Origin of the sequence: Rhodovastum atsumiense (genome assembly GCF_937425535.1) — a bacterium.
Lineage (GTDB): Bacteria > Pseudomonadota > Alphaproteobacteria > Acetobacterales > Acetobacteraceae > Rhodovastum > Rhodovastum atsumiense.
Window position 1 is genome coordinate 6123777 of record NZ_OW485601.1, and the last position, 17853, is coordinate 6141629.

The following is a 17853-nucleotide window of genomic DNA, read 5'->3' on the forward strand; positions in this document are numbered from 1 at the left end:
GGCCCTTGGATCCCTCTTTCAGCGCGTCGTGGTCCGACCGGTCAGCCGGCCAGCCGGGTCATAGGTTTGCGTTGTGTCCCCACGGCGCACGCTGCGGCCGATCGAACGACCTGACGAATCATAGTAGCGCGTGGTGTCCCCTTGCTGGACGGCCCGCCCCGTCAGACGACCCGAGGAATCATAGAACCGGGTCGTATCCCCGCCAGTCTGGGCCCGTCCCTGCAAACGACCTGCCGAATCATAGAACCGGCTTGTATCGTTGTTCTCGACTGACCGTCCCGTGTTGCGCCCCGATGAGTCGTAGTAACGGGTGGTGCCGTCCTGTTCGACGGACCGCCCGGTGTTGCGCCCCGACGAGTCATAGTAACGGGTGGTGCCGTCCTGTTCGACGGACCGTCCGGTCAGTTGGCCGGAGGGATCGCGATAGCCGGGGGGGACCTGCGCGATCGCTGCCGATGGCAGCAGGATCAGGGCAACAAGGAAGGTCAGCTTCATCGCGGGTCAACCGGCCAGCAATCCCGCCAGCGCGCCGCTGGTGCATGTGGCGATCGTGCCGGAGACCAGCGATCGCAGCCCCAGCCGCACCACCTCCTCGCGCCGCTCCGGCACCATTGCCGAAATGCCGCCCACCATGATCCCGACACTCCCGAAATTGGCAAAGCCACACATCGCATAAGTCAGGATCAGCCGTGATTGCGGCGACAATGCATCCGGCGGCAGGCCTGCCAGACCCAGATACGCCACGAATTCGTTCAGCACCGTCTTGGTCGCCATGAGCTGCGCGGCGACACCACTTTCCGCCCACGGTATGCCGATCAGCCAGACCACCGGACGGAACGGCAGCGCCAGGATGCGCTGCAACGTCACCGGGGCGCCGTCGATCGCCGGCAACAGGCCAAGCACCATGTTGGCCAGCGTCACCAGCGCCACCGTCACCAGCAGCACCGCCAGGATCGACACCAGGATCGGAATGCCCGCGGCGATGCCCTTCAGGATGGCATCGAGCGAATCATGCGGCGGATCGGGCAGCACCAGCTCGGCCCGGTCCTCGCGCCCGGCATCGAAGGGAATCATCAGCGCCGCCACCGCGATCGCCGCCGGCGTGCTGATGATCGCGGCGGAGATCACGTTGCCCAGCGCATTCGGGATCACCGCCCCCAGCACCGTGCCGTAGATGATCATCACCGTGCCGGCGATCCCGGCCATGCCGCAGGTCATCAGCGCGAACAACTCGCCCCGCGCCATGCGCGCCAGCCACGGGCGCACCAGCAGCGGCGCCTCCACCATGCCGACGAAGACATGCACCGCCGCCCCCAGCGCCAGCGCCCCGCCGACGCCCAGCGTGCGCCGCAGCAGCCAGGCGAAGCCCCGCATCACCGCCTGCAGCACCCCCCAATGGAACAACAGCGTCGCCAGCGCGCTGATCGTCAGCACCAGCGGCAGCGCTTGGAAGGCCAGGATGAAGGCGCCCCCGGGCTGCGCCTCGGCGAAGGGCAGCGGCGGGCCGGCGAGATAGCCGAACACGAAGCGGGTGCCGGCATTGGTGGCCCGGTTCAGCGCCTCGGCGGCATCGTTGACCGCCAGCATCGCCTGCTGCACCGGAGGCAGGAACAGCAGCAGCACGGCCAGCGCCACCTGCAGCGCCAGCCCGCCGAGCACCGGACGCAGCCGGACATCGCGGCGGTTCTCGCTCAGGATCCAGGCCAGCAGCAACAACGCGCCGATGCCGAGCACCGGCCGCAGCGTCTCCATCATGCCCCCGGCCACCGGAAGCCTCGTGTTGCAGGAAAGAGGATCATGCGGCGGCCTCGCCTCGTCCGGTGGATGACAATGACGGGGCGGTTTATTGCGACCCGGAACGGTCCATGTCCAGATTTTGCGGCGCGCCGGCGCATTTTGTCGCGATGTGGCACGTTGGCGGCGCAGGCAACCGCGGAAAGGACCGGTCGCATGGACACGCCACGCCGCATCGGCACCACCACCGACATCCTCGGGGAAGGCCCCGTCTGGTGCCCCCGGGCACAGGCTTTGTGGTGGGTGGACATCAAGGGACCGGCGGTCCGGCGCTGGGATGCCGCCCGCGACACCACGCAAAGCTGGTCCCTGCCCGAAGCGGTCGGCGCGCTGGCCCTGCGGGGGGACGGGGACGGGCTGCTGCTGGCGCTGGCGCGCGGGCTTGCGTTCTTCGATCCGGCCACCGGCGCCCTCTCCCCCGCCGCCGAGCCGCATGGCGGCGATGCCGACCTGCGCTTCAACGACGGCAAATGCGACCGGCAGGGGCGGTTCTGGGCCGGCACCATGGGGGAAACCCGCCGCACGCCGCGCGGCCGGCTGTTCCGCCTGCAGCCGCAGACCGGCGCGCAGCCGGTGCTGGAGGGGCTGACCATCCCGAACGGTCCCTGCTGGTCCCCGGACGGGCGTATCTTCTACCTGGCCGACAGCCCGACCCGCACCATCCAGGCCTTTCCCTACGATCCCGCGACTGGCGAGATCGGCCCGGCAGCCTGCTTCGCCAGGATCGAGCCGCCCGGCGTACCGGACGGCGCGACCGTGGACGCCGGGGGCTATCTCTGGTCCGCCGAGCATGGCGGCGGCCGCATCACCCGCTACGCCCCGGACGGACGCGTTGACCGGCGGCTGGAGCTGCCGGTGAGCCAGCCGACCAGTTGCGCCTTCGGCGGCCCGGACCTCGCCACCCTGTTCATCACCTCGGCCCGCGAGGGTCTGGACGCCGCCGCCCTGGCCGCCCAGCCTTTGGCCGGCGCGGTGCTGGCCGTCGCGACGGGGGTGCGCGGCCTGGCGGAACCGCGCTACGCGGGGTGAGCTCCCCTGTCACATCTCCGTAACACGGCTGTGGTCTCATGCCGGAGCGCACCGCAACCTCACCGGTTCCGGCGCGTTCCGGAAGTGGAAGATGGTGATTCTGATGACCACAGATCCGCTGCATCTTCATCTCGACCTGACCGATCTCGCCGATGACCAGGATGGTGTCGCCCTGGTCGCGGCCGAGGCCGCGCTGATTTTCGACTGCGTCCGTGCCGAACTCGGCGCGACCCGCGAAGCGATGGGCGATCTGCTGCATCGCCGCCCTGCCCGGCCGGTCGGGTCCTCCCCCTGATCGGCCCCTGATCCGGCCCATGACGGAAAGCTGCATGACCCCTGGCCCGCCCCCTGTCGCCCGCATTCTCGAGACGGCGCTGTACGTGGCCGACCTTGCACGGTCAGAAGCGTTCTACGGACAGGTGTTCGGCTTCCGGACCATGACGGGCGACGATCGCATGCGTGCCCTCTCGGTGCCCGGGCGAGGCGTGCTGCTGCTGTTCCAGCGCGGTGGCTCGGTAGAGCCCGGGACCACGCCCTTCGGCGAGATTCCCGCGCATGACGGGCATGGCGCCCTGCACCTGGCCTTCGCCATTCCGGCGGGCAGCCTGGAGTCCTGGCTCGCGCATCTCGCCGCCATGGATATTCTCATCGAAAGCCGGCTGGATTGGCCGCAGGGGGCAACCAGCGTGTATTTCCGTGATCCCGACGAACATTCCCTGGAGATCGTCACCCCGGGACTGTGGCCGAACGACCAGGATCGCCCGGGCTGATCCGGGCAGGCGCCGCGATGCGCCATCGGGCACGGGAAGTTGGTGGCGCGCCAACGGGCCGTGACCACCGCGCCCGGGCGCCAACCTGCCGCCGCGGCGGCATGAGATCGCACGCGAAGCGGCCGGGGAAGTCCGGCGCCGGACAATGATTCACCGTCGGCAACCATTGAGGCCCCGTAACGCTGACACGATTGCGGCCGGTCAAGCCCGCCCCCCTGCCGCGTTCCACGGCGCCGACCGGTGCCGGGCTTGTGACTTTCGCCTCACGTTCCCCAGGCTCTAGCGCTGCGTCGGTGCTCGCTGGCCTGGAGTCCGGCGGGTATCATCCGTCTTTTGCGCAGAGGGAGGGTATGGCGCGAACCGAGCTGCAGCATCCGACCGCCCGGCGTGAGCGCCGGTTTCCGTGCCGCGACGGCATGAGCGCGGCATGATCCCGGTCGCATTCCATGGCCATGCCGGCTGGCTGCACGGGCCGGTCGGCAAACGCGGGGTGGTGATCTGCTCGCCCTGGGGCGAGGAGGCGTTGTGCACCCATCGGGCCTTGCGCGCGCTGGCGATCCATCTCGCCGCGCGCGGCTTTGCCGTGCTGCGCTTCGATCACCGCGGCACCGGCGATTCGCTCGGCGAGGACGGCACGTTGCCGGGCTGGGTGGACGGCATCGTCGGCGCGGCATCCTTCCTGCGCGCCCAGGCGGGGGTGCGGCACGTCGCCGTGCTCGGGCTGCGGCTCGGGGCCATGCTTGCCGCCGCCGCCGCCCCGCGTTGCGCCGCCGATGAAGTGGTGCTGCTCGCCCCACCGGGCTCCGGCCCGTCCTTCCTGCGCGAGACCCGCGCCACCGCGCTGCTGTCGGAGGAAGCGGAGCAGGACCCTGACGGCACGCTGCGCCATGCCGGCTTCGCCCTGACCCCCGCCCTGCAGCGCGAGCTCACCGCCGTCGATCCCTTCCCCGCGGTCGGGGCGCGGCGGGTGCTGGTGCTCGACCGCGACCCGCAGGGCGCCACTGCGCGAACGGTGCGCGCCCGGCTGCGCAAAGGCGGCGCCGAGATCACCTCCCTGCCCTTCGATGAATTGCCTGACCTGCTGCAGGACGCCCGGCTCGCCCGCACCCCCGATGTCGCCTGGGAAACGGTGGCGGACTGGTTGACCCCGGCGGAACCCTCGGCCGACTGGCCGTCGCCGCCGCCGGCCATCCTGGCCAGCGACGGCTTCAGCGAAACCGGATTGCTGCTGCAGGGCGGGACCATGCCGGCGCTCGCGGCGGTGCTGTGCGAGCCGGCCGAACCGGTCCCGGCCACCCCGCTCGCCGTGTTCCTCAATGCCGGATCGGTGCGCCGGATCGGGCCGGGCCGGTTCGCCGTCACCGCTGCCCGCGCCCTGGCAGCAGCGGGCATCACCTCGCTGCGGCTGGATGCGCCGGGCACCGGCGATTCCGACGATGCCATCCCGGACGCCACCGCGCCCGAAGGCGATACCTGGATCGCCGAGCTGCTGGCCACGCTCGGCCTGCTGCAGACACCGGAGCGCGACCGGCTCGCTTTGGTCGGCATCGGCGCGGGCGCGGAGATGGCCTGGCAGGCCACGCTCGCCGATCCGCGCGTGATCTCCCAGGTCCTGGTCAATCCCGAACGGCTGGACTGGCCGGAAACGACGGTGCCGGAAGCGGCCGTGGGGGAATCACCGCTGCGGCGGCTGCTGCGCGCGCTGCGGGAGGGCTGGGCGAAGCTGGGGGCGAATGCGCGCCCCGATCATGGCCGCGTGCAGGAAGCGTTGCGGCTGCTGCAGGCGCGCGGCGTGCGCACCATGCTGGTTTATGCGCCCGGCAGCCCGGCCTATGCCGCCTTCATCCGGCAGTTCGGGCCGAACGGCCATCTGCTGCATCGCCGCTCCGGCGCGCTGTGGACGGTGCTGGAGGGCGGGGACCGCGCGCTCACCCGCCCCGCCGCCCGGGCCCGCCTGCTGGCGCTGCTGCGGGCAGCCCTCGCGCCGCCCACCCTGCCCATGCCGCGTGGCGTCCGCGGCCCCGCCCCCTTCCAGGCCGCCACCGCGCCGAAGGAAAGTGCCCGCAATCACTGATCCTGGACGCGGCGGCGCCGCTGGTCGGAACACGGAACAACAGCCTGGAAACCCGGCTGAGGAGGGATCCCCCTGTCACGGCCCCTGTACGTCACTGCTCCTGCGGCGAACCTTGCAGCACCGGCGCCACGCTGACGCCGGCATGCCGGCGGCGGCGCCAGGCGGCATGGGCCCGCATGGCCGGGCGCTCCACCAGCGCCCAGGCGAGCGCGGCCAGCACCAGCGTCGGCACGGTCATGCCGAGGCCATACAGCAGCTTGTGCCCGGCCGGATCGAGGCCGAGGCCGCGCCACAGCGTCGCCTGCAACGTCTCGATCAGAGCGAAGCTCATGTAATAGGCGTAGGAAATCTCGCCGAGCCACACCATGCCGGGGATCCGGCCGAGCAGGCCAGGCCGGCCCTGCAGGTTGGTGCGCATCATCCCGGCGAGGGCCAGGAACAGCCCGGCCACAGTCACGAGCTCGCTATGGACCAGGGCGCCGCCGAGTACGATCGCCCCGCCCGTCCAGGCAACGACGTGGCCCGGCAAGGGCCAGCGGGGGGCCTGCGTCCAACGCAGCGCCAGCACGCCGGCGATGAATTCGGGGAAGAAGCGCAGCAGGCCGCCGTCATAGGTCAGGCTCAGCCCGGCGGAGATCGCATAAAGCTGGGCCGCCCCCAGCGCGGCCAGGCAGGCGGCGATCAGCCCCGCCAGCATCGCCCCGCGCGCCGGGCGCAGCAGCGGCAGCAGCAGCGGGAACACCAGGTACCCCGCCCATTCCGCGCTGATCGACCAGGACGGGTAGTTCCAGGCCCAGCGGTCGGAGAAACCCCAGGCCTGCACCAGCAACAGGTGGCTCAGCAACTCATCCGGGCCGAACCGGCCGGGCTCGCGCGGCTGCAGCCCGACCATCCAGGCCGAGCCCAGCATCGCCGCCATCAGGGTGATCATCAGCAGATGCAGTGGATAAATACGTACCAGCCGCTTCACCCAGAACGCCCCGGCCCGCTGCAGCGTCGGACCGAGGTCCGGATGCGCGTAGGCCAGGATCATGCCGGAGAGGATGAAGAACCCGTCCACCCCCATCGCCCCCGAGCGAACCACGCCCCCGAGCGGGCCCAGCAGGGGATCGAAATGTGCCTGGAGGTTAACATGGTAGGCGAACACCCAACCCGCGAACAGGGCACGGCACGCAGTGAGATCGGGGATCTGTTTCATGTCTTCTCCGGCAGGGCCATGGCGAGGCGGACAGGACGCATCGCCGGCATGGTCATGGGAGCGGGACTCGTGATCGGCACCGCCGGACCCGCGGCGGCAGAGGCGACGGGCTATTCGCCGCGGCGCTACACCCCACCCTCGGCCACGGCGCCCCAGCACAGCTACGCGCCGGCGCCTGGCGGCTCCAATGACAGGTTCGTGCCACAAAGCTTCGACCGGACCGGTGCCTTCGTGCCGCCGCATTACGAACCGAAGCGCCGGCCGAAGTTCCAGGGCCATTTTTACGAGGGGCAACATCCGCAGGGTTTCGTACGCAATCCCCCCCCGGCCCCGCCCCCACCGCCCGACACCCGGCCACCCGGCCCGGCCCAGGGACGCTCGCCCCGATGAGCGCACCGGCGACCGTGGTCGTGTGCACGCACGACCGGCCCGACTACCTGCGCACCTGCCTCGACAGCCTCGGCGCGCAATCCGCCGCCCTGCCGGTGCTCGTGGTCGACAGCGCTTCCCCGCCGGAGGCGGCGACGCGCATCGCCGCGCTCGCGCGGGCCGCCGGGGCACGGCTGCTGCGCCTCGACCGGCCCGGCCTCAGCCGCGCCCGCAATGCCGCGCTGGCCGCGGTGGAGACCGGGTGGATCGCCTTCCTCGACGATGATGCCCGCGCCGAGCCGGGCTGGGCCGTGGCACTGGCGGAGGCGATCGCCACCCTGCCCGATTCGGCCGCCGGACTCGGCGGGCGAATCCTGCCGCTGTGGGAAGCGCCCTGCCCGGACTGGTGGCCGCCCGAGCTGGTGCCGGCGCTGACCGTGCTGGAATGGGACCGGCCGGGGCGGCTGGGCGACGGCGAGCTGCCCGCTCATGTCGAGCCCTATGGCGCCAACATGGCCTTCCGCACCGCCTCCCTGCGCGACCTGGGCGGCTTCCCCGAGTCGCTCGGCCGGGTCGGCACCAGGCTGCTCTCCGCCGAGGAAGCTTGGGTGATCCGCCGGCTGCTGCGGAACGGGCACTCGGTGCATTACCACCCTGCCTTGGCCGTGCGGCACAGCATCCAGGCGGTGCGACTGAGCCGCGACTGGCTGCTGGCCCGCCAGTACTGGAGCGGCCTGTCGGAAGCGGTGATGGCCGGGTCGCTCGGCGAGGCCGCGGCGGTACGGCGCAAGGCTTTCCGCATGGCTGCCTTGCTGGCGCTGCGCACGCCCCTGCTGGCGGTGCGGCGCAACGGGGTCGAGGGCATGCGCCTGCGCTGCAGCCTGCGCTTTGCCATGGGCTATCTGCGCGGCGCCGCCGGGCTGGCCTGGAGCTGGTACGAGGTCGGCCGGGGCTGTCCCCCGGCTGGCAGTGGAGCACTGCCAGCACGACCGTGACGCTGGTGCAGCGAAGCCGGATCGGAGAAAGTGCCGGCACGTCGAAGTAACTGGACGTGCCGCATGTTCGCTGCCTTGCCGCCGGTGCTGATCGCAGTGCCGGTTCTTGTCGTAACCTATGCCCTGATCATCGCCGACCGGTTCGACCGCTCCGTCATCGCCCTGCTCGGTGGCGGCACGATGATCCTGCTGGGCGTGCTGACCCAGGACGAGGCGATCGCCGGCATCGACTTCAACACGATCGGTCTGTTGACCGGCATGATGCTGCTGGTGGCCATCTCCCGCCGCTCGGGCGTGTTCGAGTACCTGGCGATCCGCGCGGCGCAACTGGTGCGGGGCTCGCCGTCCGGGCTGCTGGTCTCGCTGACGCTGGTGACGGCGCTGCTGTCCTCGCTGCTCGACAACGTTACCACCGTGCTGCTGGTCGCCCCGGTGACGATCGCGATCGCGCGCCGGCTGGGGGTGGCGCCCTTCGTGTTCCTGGTCGCGGAAGTCACCGCCTCCAATCTCGGCGGCACCGCGACGCTGGTGGGCGATCCGCCGAACATCCTGATCGGCTCGGCGGCGGATCTCAGCTTCAACGATTTCCTGCTGCACATGGCCCCGGCGGCGCTGCTGGCATTGCTGACGCAGGTCCTGGTGCTGCACGTCCTGCAGGGACGCACCATGGCCGCGGGCGCGGCGGCGCGCACGGCGGTGATGGCCATGCGGGCGCGCGAGGCGATCGTGGATGCGCGGGGGCTGCGGCACGCGGGGACGGTGTTCGGCCTGGTGCTGCTGGGCTTCTGCACCGCCCGCGCCACCGGGCTGGAACCCGGCGCGATCGCGCTGACCGGGGGCGCGGCGCTGCTGCTGCTGGACAACCTGGGCCACCGGCGGGACGCCCAGTTCAGCCGCATCATGGCCACCTATGGCGAGATCGACTGGATCACCATCTTCTTCTTCGTCGGCCTCTTCATCGTGGTGCGCGGCGTCGAGGTGACCGGCGCGTTGGCCTGGATCGCCGGGCAGATCACCGCGGCGACCGCGGGCAATCCGCTCCTGACCGCGAGCGTGGTGTTGTGGAGTGCCGCGATCCTCTCGGCGGTCATCGACAACATTCCTTTCGTTGCCGCCATGATCCCGGTGCTGCAGGCGATGGCCCCGGGGCTGGGCGGCGATGCGGCGCTGCTGCCGCTGTGGGTGGCGCTCTCGCTTGGGGCCTGTTTCGGCGGCAACGGCACGCTGGTCGGCGCCTCGGCCAACCTGACCGTGGCGGGCATCGCCCAGCGCGAGGGCATCCCCTTCGGCTTTGGCCGCTACACCCGCGCCGCCCTGCCGCTGACCCTGCTGAGCGTGGTGATCGCGCAAGCCTATCTGTGGCTGCGCTACTTCTGAGCGGCACCCCCCTGCCCACGGGGGGTGGCGAGGCGCCGCCGTTCCATGCGATCTACCAGCCATGACGGGCCAGAGGGCCCGCTGGCCCGGCGGCATGCAGCCTGCCGGGTGGCATGTCCGCAAGGAGACCAGCACATGGAACGTCGCCGCTTCGTCACGTCGGCGGCACTCGGCGGCGCCGCGCTAGGCGCGGTCGCCTCCGTCCTGCCGAAGCCCGCGATCGCGCAGGGCCTGCCCGAAATCAAATGGCGCATGGCATCCAGCTTCCCCAAGAGCCTGCCTGCGCTGTTCGGCGGCGCCGACTTCCTGTGCCAGCGGGTCGCCGCGCTGACCGACAACCGCTTCCAGATCCGCCCCTTCGCCGGCGGCGAGATCGTGCCGCCGCTCGCCGTGCTGGATGCGGTGCAGAACGGCACCGTCGAGCTCGGCCACAGCACGCCGTACTACTACGTGGGCAAGGACCCGACCTTCGGCTTCGGCTCCACCATGCCCTTCGGCTTCAATGAACGCCAGCAGATGGCGTGGATGCGCCAGGGCGGCGGGCTCGAACTGCACAACGAGCTGCTCAAGGGCTACAACACGCTCGGTTTCCCAGCCGGCAACACCGGCGCGCAGATGGGCGGCTGGTTCCGCAAGGAAATCAAGACGCCGGAAGACCTCAAGGGGCTGAAGATGCGCATCGCCGGCATCGCCGGCAACGTGCTCGCCAAGCTCGGCGGCGTGCCGCAGCAGATCGGCGGCAGCGACATCTACCCCGCCCTGGAGAAGGGCACGATCGACGCCACCGAATGGGTCGGCCCCTACGACGACGAGAAGCTCGGATTCTACAAGGTTGCCAAGTACTACTACTATCCCGGGTGGTGGGAAGGCAACGCCATGATCTGGACCAACGTCAACCGCGACAAGTGGAACGAGCTGCCGCCGAGCTATCAGGCCGCGCTGGAGACGGCCAGCTACGACGCCTATTCCTGGGTCCTGTCGAAATACGACACCGAGAACCCGCTGGCGCTGCGCCGGCTGGTGGCCAACGGGGCGCAGCTACGGCCGTTCTCGCGCGAGATCCTGCAGGCGGCCTACAAGGCCAGCTTCGAGGTCTATGACGAATTCGCCGCCAAGAACGCGCTGTTCAAGAAGACCTACGAATCCTGGAAGGCGTTCCGCGACACCGAGTACCTGTGGTTCCAGGTCGCGGAACACAGCTTCGAGTCCTTCGTCTATTCCCAGCGCACGGCCGAGGTGCGCGCGAAGAAGTAGGATGAACCGGCCGGCCGTTTCCCCGGCCGGCCGGCAGCGTCACCTGCCCCGGCGCGGTGGCGTCAGCCTTGCTGCGCCCGCGCCCGCAGATGCCGCGGATACCAGGCGGAGAAGTGCACGGCGCTGACCAGCGCCATGACGGTGGCGATGACGGCATAGCGCACCGGCAGGTCCGGACGCAGCAGCACGGCCAGGTCCGCCGCCACCATGACCAGGAAGGCCACCGCCCAGGCCGCCGTGATGACGTCGTTGGAGCGGATGAAGGCCGGGCTGTCCCAGCTTTCCCGCGGCGCCCGTTCCCGCGCATACTGCAGCGTGAAGGGCCGGCGCAGGGCGATCGACACCAGCACGATCAGCAGCAGGCCCAGGTCCACCCGCAGCCGCACCCCGAAGACCGGCCATTCCGCCCCCGCGAGCGCGGCCCAGCCCGCCAGCCCCCCGAACAGGACCAGGGTGCCGACATCCAGCACCTTGACGCTCCGGCCCCGGCCGAACAGGTCACGGGCCAGCATGATCGCGGCGGTCACCGCACCGGCCGCCAGCCCGGCAAGGGACCCCACCACCCGATCGACGACCGCGAAGACGATGAATGGCGCGAAAGCCAGCAGGATCTTCATCATCCCTCCTTCCCGTCGCGGAACGGAGGGACTGTGGAACCTTTGCCCGGCCGCCTCAAGCGGCCATCCGGGGCGTTGCCGCCTTATTGCTCGATCATGACGCCCGGCTCCTCCTCCGTGGAGGGCGCGGGAATGGTGATCTGCACCTTGGTCGGATCATGCGCCTCGCCATGCGTGATGCCGCCGGTGACCAGGCCTGGGAAGGCCAGCACCAGCGCCACCATGATGATCTGCAGGCCGACGAAGGGAATGGCGCCCATGTAGATCTGGCCGGTGGTGATGCCGGCAAGGCGGCGGTTGGTGATGCGGTCGGTGTATTCCTCGCGCGGGGCGACGCTGCGCAGGAAGAACAGCGCGAAGCCGAAGGGCGGGTGCATGAACGATGTCTGCATGTTCACGCCCAGCAGCACGCCGAACCAGATCAGGTCGATGCCGAGCTTCTCCGCCGCCGGCGCCAGCAACGGCACGATGATGAAGGCCAGCTCGAAGAAATCGAGGAAGAAGGCCAGCACGAAGACCAGCAGGTTGACCACCACCAGGAAGCCGACCGCCCCGCCCGGCAGGCCGGTCAGCAGGTGCTCCACCCACAGATCGCCGTCGACCGCGCGGAAGATCAGGCTGAACACCGTCGAGCCGACCAGGATGAACACCACGAAGGCCGACAGCTTGGCGGTGGTGTCCATGGCCTGGTGCAGCAGCTTCCAGCTCAGCCGCCGCCGCGCCAGCGCCAGCAGCAGGGCGCCGGTCGCCCCCATGGCGCCGCCCTCGGTGGGGGTGGCGATGCCCAGGAAGATGGTCCCCAGCACCAGGAAGATCAGCAGCAGCGGCGGCACCAGCGACAGCACCACGCGGCGCAGCAGCCGCAGGCCGCGCAGCGCCCGCGCCTCCGGCGGCAGGGCGGGCACCGCCGAGGGCCGGATCAGCGAGACCAGCAGGATGAACCCCGCATACAGCGCCGTCAGCGTCAGGCCCGGAAAGAGCGCGCCTTCGTACATGTCGCCCACCGAGCGGCCGAGCTGGTCGGCCAGCACGATCAGCACCAGGCTCGGCGGGATGATCTGCGCCAGCGTGCCGGAGGCCGCGATCACGCCCGAGGCGATGCGCCGGTCATAGCCGTAGCGCAGCATGATCGGCAGCGAGATCAGCCCCATCGAGATCACCGAGGCGGCGATCACCCCGGTGGTGGCGGCGAGCAGGGCACCGACGAAGATCACCGCATAGGCGAGCCCGCCGCGCACCGGCCCGAACAACTGGCCGATGGTGTCGAGCAGGTCCTCGGCCATGCCGCTGCGTTCCAGGATCAGCCCCATGAAGGTGAAGAACGGGATCGCCAGCAGCGTGTCGTTGCGCATGATGCCGAAGACGCGCTCCGGCAGCGCCCGCAACAGCTCGGGCTGCAGCAGGCCGAGCTCCATGCCGAGCGCGCCGAAGCCCAGCCCCACGGCGGCGAGCGAAAACGCCACCGGGTAGCCGATCAGCAGCATCACCACGAGGCCGCAGAACATCAGCGGCGCCATGTTGGCGACGATCAGATGGGTCACGACACCTGCTCCACGGGGGCGGCGCCGTCCGCCCCGTGCGGGACATGCCGGCGCGGATCCGGCGCGTGGCCGGCGAGGAAGGCGATGCGCTTGAGGATCTCCGACACGCCCTGCAGCGCCAGCAAGCCAAAGGCCACGGGAATCAGCAGCTTGGCCGGCCAGCGCAGCAGGCCGCCGGCATCGCTCGACATCTCCCCGCGCAGGTAGCTGTCGACGAACACCGGCCAGGACAGCAGCGTGATCAGGACCGCGCAGGGCAGCAGGAACAGCAGCGTGCCGAAGATGTCGATCCAGGCCCGCGTGCGCCCCGACAACCTGGCCGTGAGGATGTCGATGCGGATGTGCTCGTCACGCAGCAGGGCATAGCCGGCGCAAAGCAGGAACACGGCGGAGAACAAGTACCATTGTGCTTCCAGCCAGGCGTTGGAGCTGACATTGAAGCTGTAGCGTACGACCGCATTGCCGGCACTGAGCAGGACGGCGACGAGAATCAGCCATTTCACGCTGCGGCCGATGGCCGCGTTGAGCGCGTCGATCCCCCGGCTGATGGCCAGCACTGCCCGCATGCCTATCCCCTGCCCCGCTCCCAAGCGCGAAGCGGCGTCGGTAAAGCCCGGGCCTGGGAAGATCAAGGTCCGTTTCGGACCGCATGCGAATCAGGGAGGGCGCGGATGCGTCCGCTGCACCCGTCGCACCGCCGCCCCTGACGTGGCGTCCCGTTCCCCGGGGGCAGCGGAAACGGACCATTTCGTGTCGATTATAAACCAAATTCCTTTCGAATAAGATATGTTGCGCAAGATTGTCCACGCCCGCTATCAAGGCCGGGAGGCAAGGTCCGGAAAGCACGGGGCGGAGAGGCGGCGCCGCCCGGCCAGGCCGGATCGAGGGGCGGCATAGGCATGGCGAAATTTTCCTGGACCGGCGCCTGGTTGCCGGTGATCCACCGGCTGCCTGCCCCGCCAGCGGGGCAGAAGGCGGTCGCCCTGACCATCGACGACGGCCCGACCGAGGTCACGCCGCAACTCCTCGACATCCTGGCCCGGGCCGGCGCCCAGGCCGCCTTCTTCCTCAGCGGCGCCCGCCTCGCCCCCCGGCCGGAGGCAGTGGATGCCATCCTCGCCGGCGGCCACCAGGTCTATGCGCATGGCTTCGAGCATGTCCGCCTGGACGGCTTCGGCCGCGTCCGGCTGCACGCCGACATGACCGCCTGCGAAACCATGCTGGCACGGTTCCGGCCGACGCCATCCCCCTATCTGGTCCGCCTGCCCTATGCCGCCGGCCGGCGCCTGCCGCATGTCCACAGCGCCATCCGGGCCTGGAGGCGCGACGCGCAGATCGCGCACTGGTCCCTCTCGGCGGAAGACCACACCATTGCCGGGCGATGCACCGGCATCGCCGACGTGGATCGTATCTGCGATGAAACCGTCGCCAGGATGATGGCCAGCCCGCATCTGAACGGGTCGGTCATCCTGCTGCACGACATCCCGCACGACGTCGACAGCCCTTTCCTCGCACCCGCCACCGTCACGCTGTTGCGCAAGCTGATCGAGGCCCTGGTCGCCGGAGGCTACGCCCTGGTGCCGCTGCGCCCGCTGCCATCGCCGACGCTGCTGTCGCGCTTCGTGCTGGAGAAATAGCCATGCGCATCCTGCACACGGTGGCCGCGCGCGAATGGGGCGGCATCGCCTACCGGACCGTCGAGCAGATCGGCTGGCTCAACAGCCACGGCCACGAGTCCTGGCTGGCCTGTCCGGCCGACAGCGAAGTGGCGCGACGGGCCGGGCAATTCGGCGTTCCCGTGCTCGGACTGGATTTCGCCGAACCGTTCCTGCCCGCAACCATCTGGAAGCTGCGGCGCCTGCTCAGGCATCTCGACTGCGACGTCATCGAGGCCCATACCGGACGTTGCGCCAATGTCATCCTGGCGGCGCGCGACCGCTGCACGCTGATCCGCACCCGCCACACCACGCACACGCTGCGACCGTCGCTGTCGCGATCGTTGCGGGGCCGCTGGGGCTGGGACTGGACAGTGGCGACGGCACGGGTGATCCGCGACGACATGGTCCGCACCCGGTTGGCCGCCCCCGACCGCATCAGCATCATCGGCGAATGGGTCGAAAGCCGGTTCTTCGACGCCGCGCACCGGTCCCGGCAACGCCATGACTGGCGCGCCCGCCTGGGCATCGCCGATGCAGGCTTCGTGGTCGGGGCCATCGGCATGCTGCGCCCCGACAAGGGCTTCGAGACCGTGCTGCATGCGCTCGCCCGGATGCGCGCGACCCATCCGGACACGGTCGCCGTCATCGCCGGGGAAGCGCCGCGGGAAAACACGGCATACGGGCGGCAACTGCAATTGCTCGCGCAGTCGCTTGGCATCGCCGGCAACGTCGTGTTCGCGGGCTATTGCGACGACGTCGCCGGCATCCTGCAAGCCTTCGATGCCGTCGCCGTGCCCTCGCTGTCGGAAGCCCAGAGCCGGGTGATCCCGGAAGCCCTGGCCGGCTGCCGCCCGGTCGCCGCGAGCGACGTCGGCGGGATCTCCGAACTCGTCGTGCACGGCAAGACAGGGTGGCTGGTCCCGCCTGGCGACGCCGACGCCCTCGCCGCCTGCCTCGTGCGGATGCGGACCGAACCGGCGACAACACAGGCCGTGTCCGACCAGGGCGGAGACCTGGCGCGGCGAAGCCTGCACATCAACGCCCGGATGAGCGAATACCTGGAAACCTACGACAGCGCGGTGGCTCGCGCTGCGGGAAGCCTGTTCGGGCGCCGGCGGGAACGGGCCCGCCTGGGGTGGGCCGCCGCGGACTGACACGCGCGGGGCGCTGCCCCGCCCCCGCCAGGGGCTCTGCCCCTGGACCTCGCCAAGGGCTTCGCCCTTGGAACCCCGCCGCGCAGCGCACCTGGGCTTGGGCCGCGAAGCGGACCAAGGGGGTCCCCTGACCCCTGCCGGGTCGAGGGCAGAGCCCTCGCCTTCCTTGTGCCTTCCGATGTCCCCGCCAACGCGCCATCCTCCGCCGCGACTCACTGGGAGGATGCATGCGCATTGTCAGACTTTACGCCCGCGTGCTGGCTTTGCTCGGGCGGGACCAGCGCCTGGCGCTGATGCTCGGCATCGCCAACGTGGTGGTGGCCGGGCTGCAGTTTCTCGAGCCGGTGTTGTTCGGCTCCGTCGTCCAGATGCTCGCCGGTTCCGACCGCATGGCGCCGGACCGGCTCTGGCACGAGGCCACCACGCTGCTCGGCCTGTGGACCGCGGTCGGGCTCGGCGGCATCCTCGCCAACATGGGGGCGGCGCTTTATTCCGAGCGACTCGCGCACCGCAACCGCCTCGCCGCCATGAGCCGTTTCTACGGCCACGTGCTCGGCCTGCCGCTCGCGTTCCATGGCGAGGCGCATTCCGGCCGCATGATGAAGGTGATGCTGTCCGGCGCGGATGCGATCTTCTGGGTGTGCCTGACCTTCTTTCGCGAGAATCTCTCGACCTTCGTGGCCGTGCTGGTGCTGCTGCCGCTGACCTTGCTGCTGAACTGGCGGCTTGCGCTGGCGTTGGTGGTGCTGGTGGCGCTGTACTGCGTGATGACCATCCTGGTCATCCGCCGCACCGAGGCCGGCCAGTTGCGCGCCCAGCGCTACCAGATCCAGCTTTCCGCGACCGCGCAGGACGCGCTGGCCAATGTGGTGCTGATGCAGGCCTATACCCGGCTCGCCGCCGAGGCACGCCTGTTCGGTGACATTGTTACCCAGGTCATCGCGCATCAGTTCCCCGTGCTCAACTGGTGGGCGGTACTGAATGTCATGACCCGCGCCGCCAGCACCATCGCGGTGCTCAGCATCGTTGTCCTTGGCACCGTTCTGCATGTGCGCGGGCAGGCGAGCGTGGGCGAGATCGTCAGCTTCATGGGCATCGCCACCATGCTGATCGGGCGCCTCGATGCCGCCATGAGCTTCTTCTCGCGCCTGTTCTTCGAAGTGCCCAACCTCGCCGAATTCTTTGCCATCCTGGACACGAAGTCCTCGGTGCCGGAACGTCCCAACGCGAAGCCGCTGCAGCCCGCCGCCGACGGCACGATGGGCGAAGTGGCGTTCGAGGATGTCTCCTTTGCCTATCCGGGTGGCCCGCCGATCCTCTCGGGCGTGTCCTTCCGGGCACGGCCCGGCATGGCGGTGGCGCTGGTCGGGCAGACCGGGGCCGGCAAGTCCACCGTCATGAACCTGCTGCAGCGCCTGTGGGATCCGACCGGGGGGCGCGTGCTGATCGACGGCCAGGACCTGCGGGACGTCACGTTGGAATCTGTGCGCCGCAACATCGGCGTGGTGTTCCAGGAAAGCATGCTGCTGAACCGCTCGATCCGCGACAACCTGCTGATCGGCCGGCCCGACGCCACCCAGGCGGAGATCGAGCGCGCCTGCCAGCTTGCCGATGCGCATGAGTTCATCATCCGCCAGCCGCAAGGCTACGACACCATGATCGGCGAACGCGGCACCACGCTCTCGGGTGGCCAGCGGCAGCGCCTGTCGATCGCGCGCGCCCTGCTCAAGGATCCGCCGCTGCTGATCCTGGACGAGGCCACCAGCGCGCTCGATGCCGCAACCGAGGCCCGGGTGTCGCGGGCGCTGCGCACCCTGATGTCCGGGCGCACGACCTTCATCATCGCCCACCGTCTTTCCACCGTGCGCGACGCCGACGAGATCCTTGTCTTCGAGGCCGGCCGCATCGTCGAGCGCGGAAGCTTCGACGATCTGCTCGGGCAACAGGGACGCTTCGCCGAGCTGGTCGCGACCCAGTTGGCGCCCGCCCCAGCGATCACTCACACAGCCCAGTGAAGAATCGT

General features: G+C 70.0%; 17 protein-coding genes. 11 read left to right on the forward strand and 6 right to left on the reverse strand.

Annotated elements, in window-relative coordinates; all coding sequences use genetic code 11:
• Positions 1-18 precede the first annotated feature (18 nt).
• Both NBY65_RS27570 and NBY65_RS27575 read right to left on the reverse strand, forming a co-directional pair.
• Positions 19-495, reverse strand: a complete 477-nt coding sequence (locus NBY65_RS27570) for a hypothetical protein (protein WP_150038780.1) — start codon at positions 493-495, stop codon at positions 19-21.
• Between the two features lie 6 nt (positions 496-501).
• A complete protein-coding gene (locus NBY65_RS27575) occupies positions 502-1755 on the reverse strand; it encodes a NupC/NupG family nucleoside CNT transporter (RefSeq protein ID WP_203330343.1) in 1254 nt (417 codons plus the stop codon).
• 195 nt (positions 1756-1950) lie between these two features.
• Between NBY65_RS27575 and NBY65_RS27580 the strand changes: the two genes are divergently transcribed.
• From NBY65_RS27580 to NBY65_RS27595, 4 genes are all read left to right on the forward strand, one after another.
• On the forward strand, positions 1951-2823 hold the full coding sequence (locus NBY65_RS27580) for an SMP-30/gluconolactonase/LRE family protein (protein WP_150038782.1): 873 nt from the start codon (positions 1951-1953) through the stop codon (positions 2821-2823).
• Positions 2824-2926: 103 nt separating this feature from the next.
• Positions 2927-3118 (forward strand): hypothetical protein, encoded by a 192-nt coding sequence (locus NBY65_RS27585; RefSeq protein ID WP_150038784.1) that lies wholly within the window; start codon positions 2927-2929, stop codon positions 3116-3118.
• A 34-nt stretch (positions 3119-3152) separates the two neighbouring features.
• Complete coding sequence (locus NBY65_RS27590) at positions 3153-3593, forward strand: VOC family protein (RefSeq protein ID WP_150038786.1); 441 nt, start codon at positions 3153-3155, stop codon at positions 3591-3593.
• A gap of 427 nt (positions 3594-4020) precedes the next feature.
• A complete protein-coding gene (locus tag NBY65_RS27595) occupies positions 4021-5667 on the forward strand; it encodes a serine aminopeptidase domain-containing protein (RefSeq protein WP_150038788.1) in 1647 nt (548 codons plus the stop codon).
• A gap of 91 nt (positions 5668-5758) precedes the next feature.
• Here NBY65_RS27595 and NBY65_RS27600 read toward each other — a convergent pair whose 3' ends face one another.
• Positions 5759-6865 carry an acyltransferase family protein gene (locus NBY65_RS27600; RefSeq protein WP_162530360.1) on the reverse strand — a complete coding sequence of 369 codons (1107 nt, stop codon included), beginning with the start codon at positions 6863-6865 and terminating at the stop codon, positions 5759-5761.
• 18 nt (positions 6866-6883) lie between these two features.
• Between NBY65_RS27600 and NBY65_RS27605 the strand changes: the two genes are divergently transcribed.
• The 4 genes from NBY65_RS27605 (at position 6884) to NBY65_RS27620 (ending at position 10860) form a co-directional block, all read left to right on the forward strand.
• A complete protein-coding gene (locus NBY65_RS27605) occupies positions 6884-7255 on the forward strand; it encodes a hypothetical protein (RefSeq protein WP_162530361.1) in 372 nt (123 codons plus the stop codon).
• Positions 7252-8229 carry a glycosyltransferase family 2 protein gene (locus tag NBY65_RS27610; RefSeq protein ID WP_150038792.1) on the forward strand — a complete coding sequence of 326 codons (978 nt, stop codon included), beginning with the start codon at positions 7252-7254 and terminating at the stop codon, positions 8227-8229. The genes NBY65_RS27605 and NBY65_RS27610 overlap by 4 nt, the downstream gene beginning before the upstream one ends.
• 63 nt (positions 8230-8292) lie before the next feature.
• On the forward strand, positions 8293-9606 hold the full coding sequence (locus NBY65_RS27615; RefSeq protein ID WP_150038794.1) for an ArsB/NhaD family transporter: 1314 nt from the start codon (positions 8293-8295) through the stop codon (positions 9604-9606).
• Positions 9607-9741: 135 nt separating this feature from the next.
• Positions 9742-10860: a TRAP transporter substrate-binding protein gene (locus NBY65_RS27620; protein WP_150038796.1), complete on the forward strand. Its 1119-nt coding sequence runs from the start codon at positions 9742-9744 to the stop codon at positions 10858-10860.
• Positions 10861-10922: 62 nt separating this feature from the next.
• Here the strand turns inward: NBY65_RS27620 and NBY65_RS27625 are convergent, their stop codons facing one another.
• From NBY65_RS27625 to NBY65_RS27635, 3 genes are all read right to left on the reverse strand, one after another.
• Positions 10923-11480 carry a hypothetical protein gene (locus NBY65_RS27625; RefSeq protein WP_239002629.1) on the reverse strand — a complete coding sequence of 186 codons (558 nt, stop codon included), beginning with the start codon at positions 11478-11480 and terminating at the stop codon, positions 10923-10925.
• Between the two features lie 80 nt (positions 11481-11560).
• Positions 11561-13018, reverse strand: a complete 1458-nt coding sequence (locus tag NBY65_RS27630; RefSeq protein WP_150038798.1) for a TRAP transporter large permease — start codon at positions 13016-13018, stop codon at positions 11561-11563.
• Entirely contained in the window at positions 13015-13584 is a 570-nt protein-coding gene (locus NBY65_RS27635) for a TRAP transporter small permease subunit (RefSeq protein ID WP_150038800.1), read from the reverse strand. The genes NBY65_RS27630 and NBY65_RS27635 overlap by 4 nt, the downstream gene beginning before the upstream one ends.
• Before the next feature lie 333 nt (positions 13585-13917).
• Between NBY65_RS27635 and NBY65_RS27640 the strand changes: the two genes are divergently transcribed.
• From NBY65_RS27640 to NBY65_RS27650, 3 genes are all read left to right on the forward strand, one after another.
• Complete coding sequence (locus NBY65_RS27640) at positions 13918-14655, forward strand: polysaccharide deacetylase family protein (RefSeq protein ID WP_150038802.1); 738 nt, start codon at positions 13918-13920, stop codon at positions 14653-14655.
• 2 nt (positions 14656-14657) lie between these two features.
• On the forward strand, positions 14658-15830 hold the full coding sequence (locus tag NBY65_RS27645; RefSeq protein ID WP_150038804.1) for a glycosyltransferase family 4 protein: 1173 nt from the start codon (positions 14658-14660) through the stop codon (positions 15828-15830).
• A gap of 227 nt (positions 15831-16057) precedes the next feature.
• Positions 16058-17845 (forward strand): glucan ABC transporter ATP-binding protein/ permease, encoded by a 1788-nt coding sequence (locus NBY65_RS27650; protein WP_150038806.1) that lies wholly within the window; start codon positions 16058-16060, stop codon positions 17843-17845.
• The last annotated feature ends 8 nt before the right edge of the window (positions 17846-17853 follow it).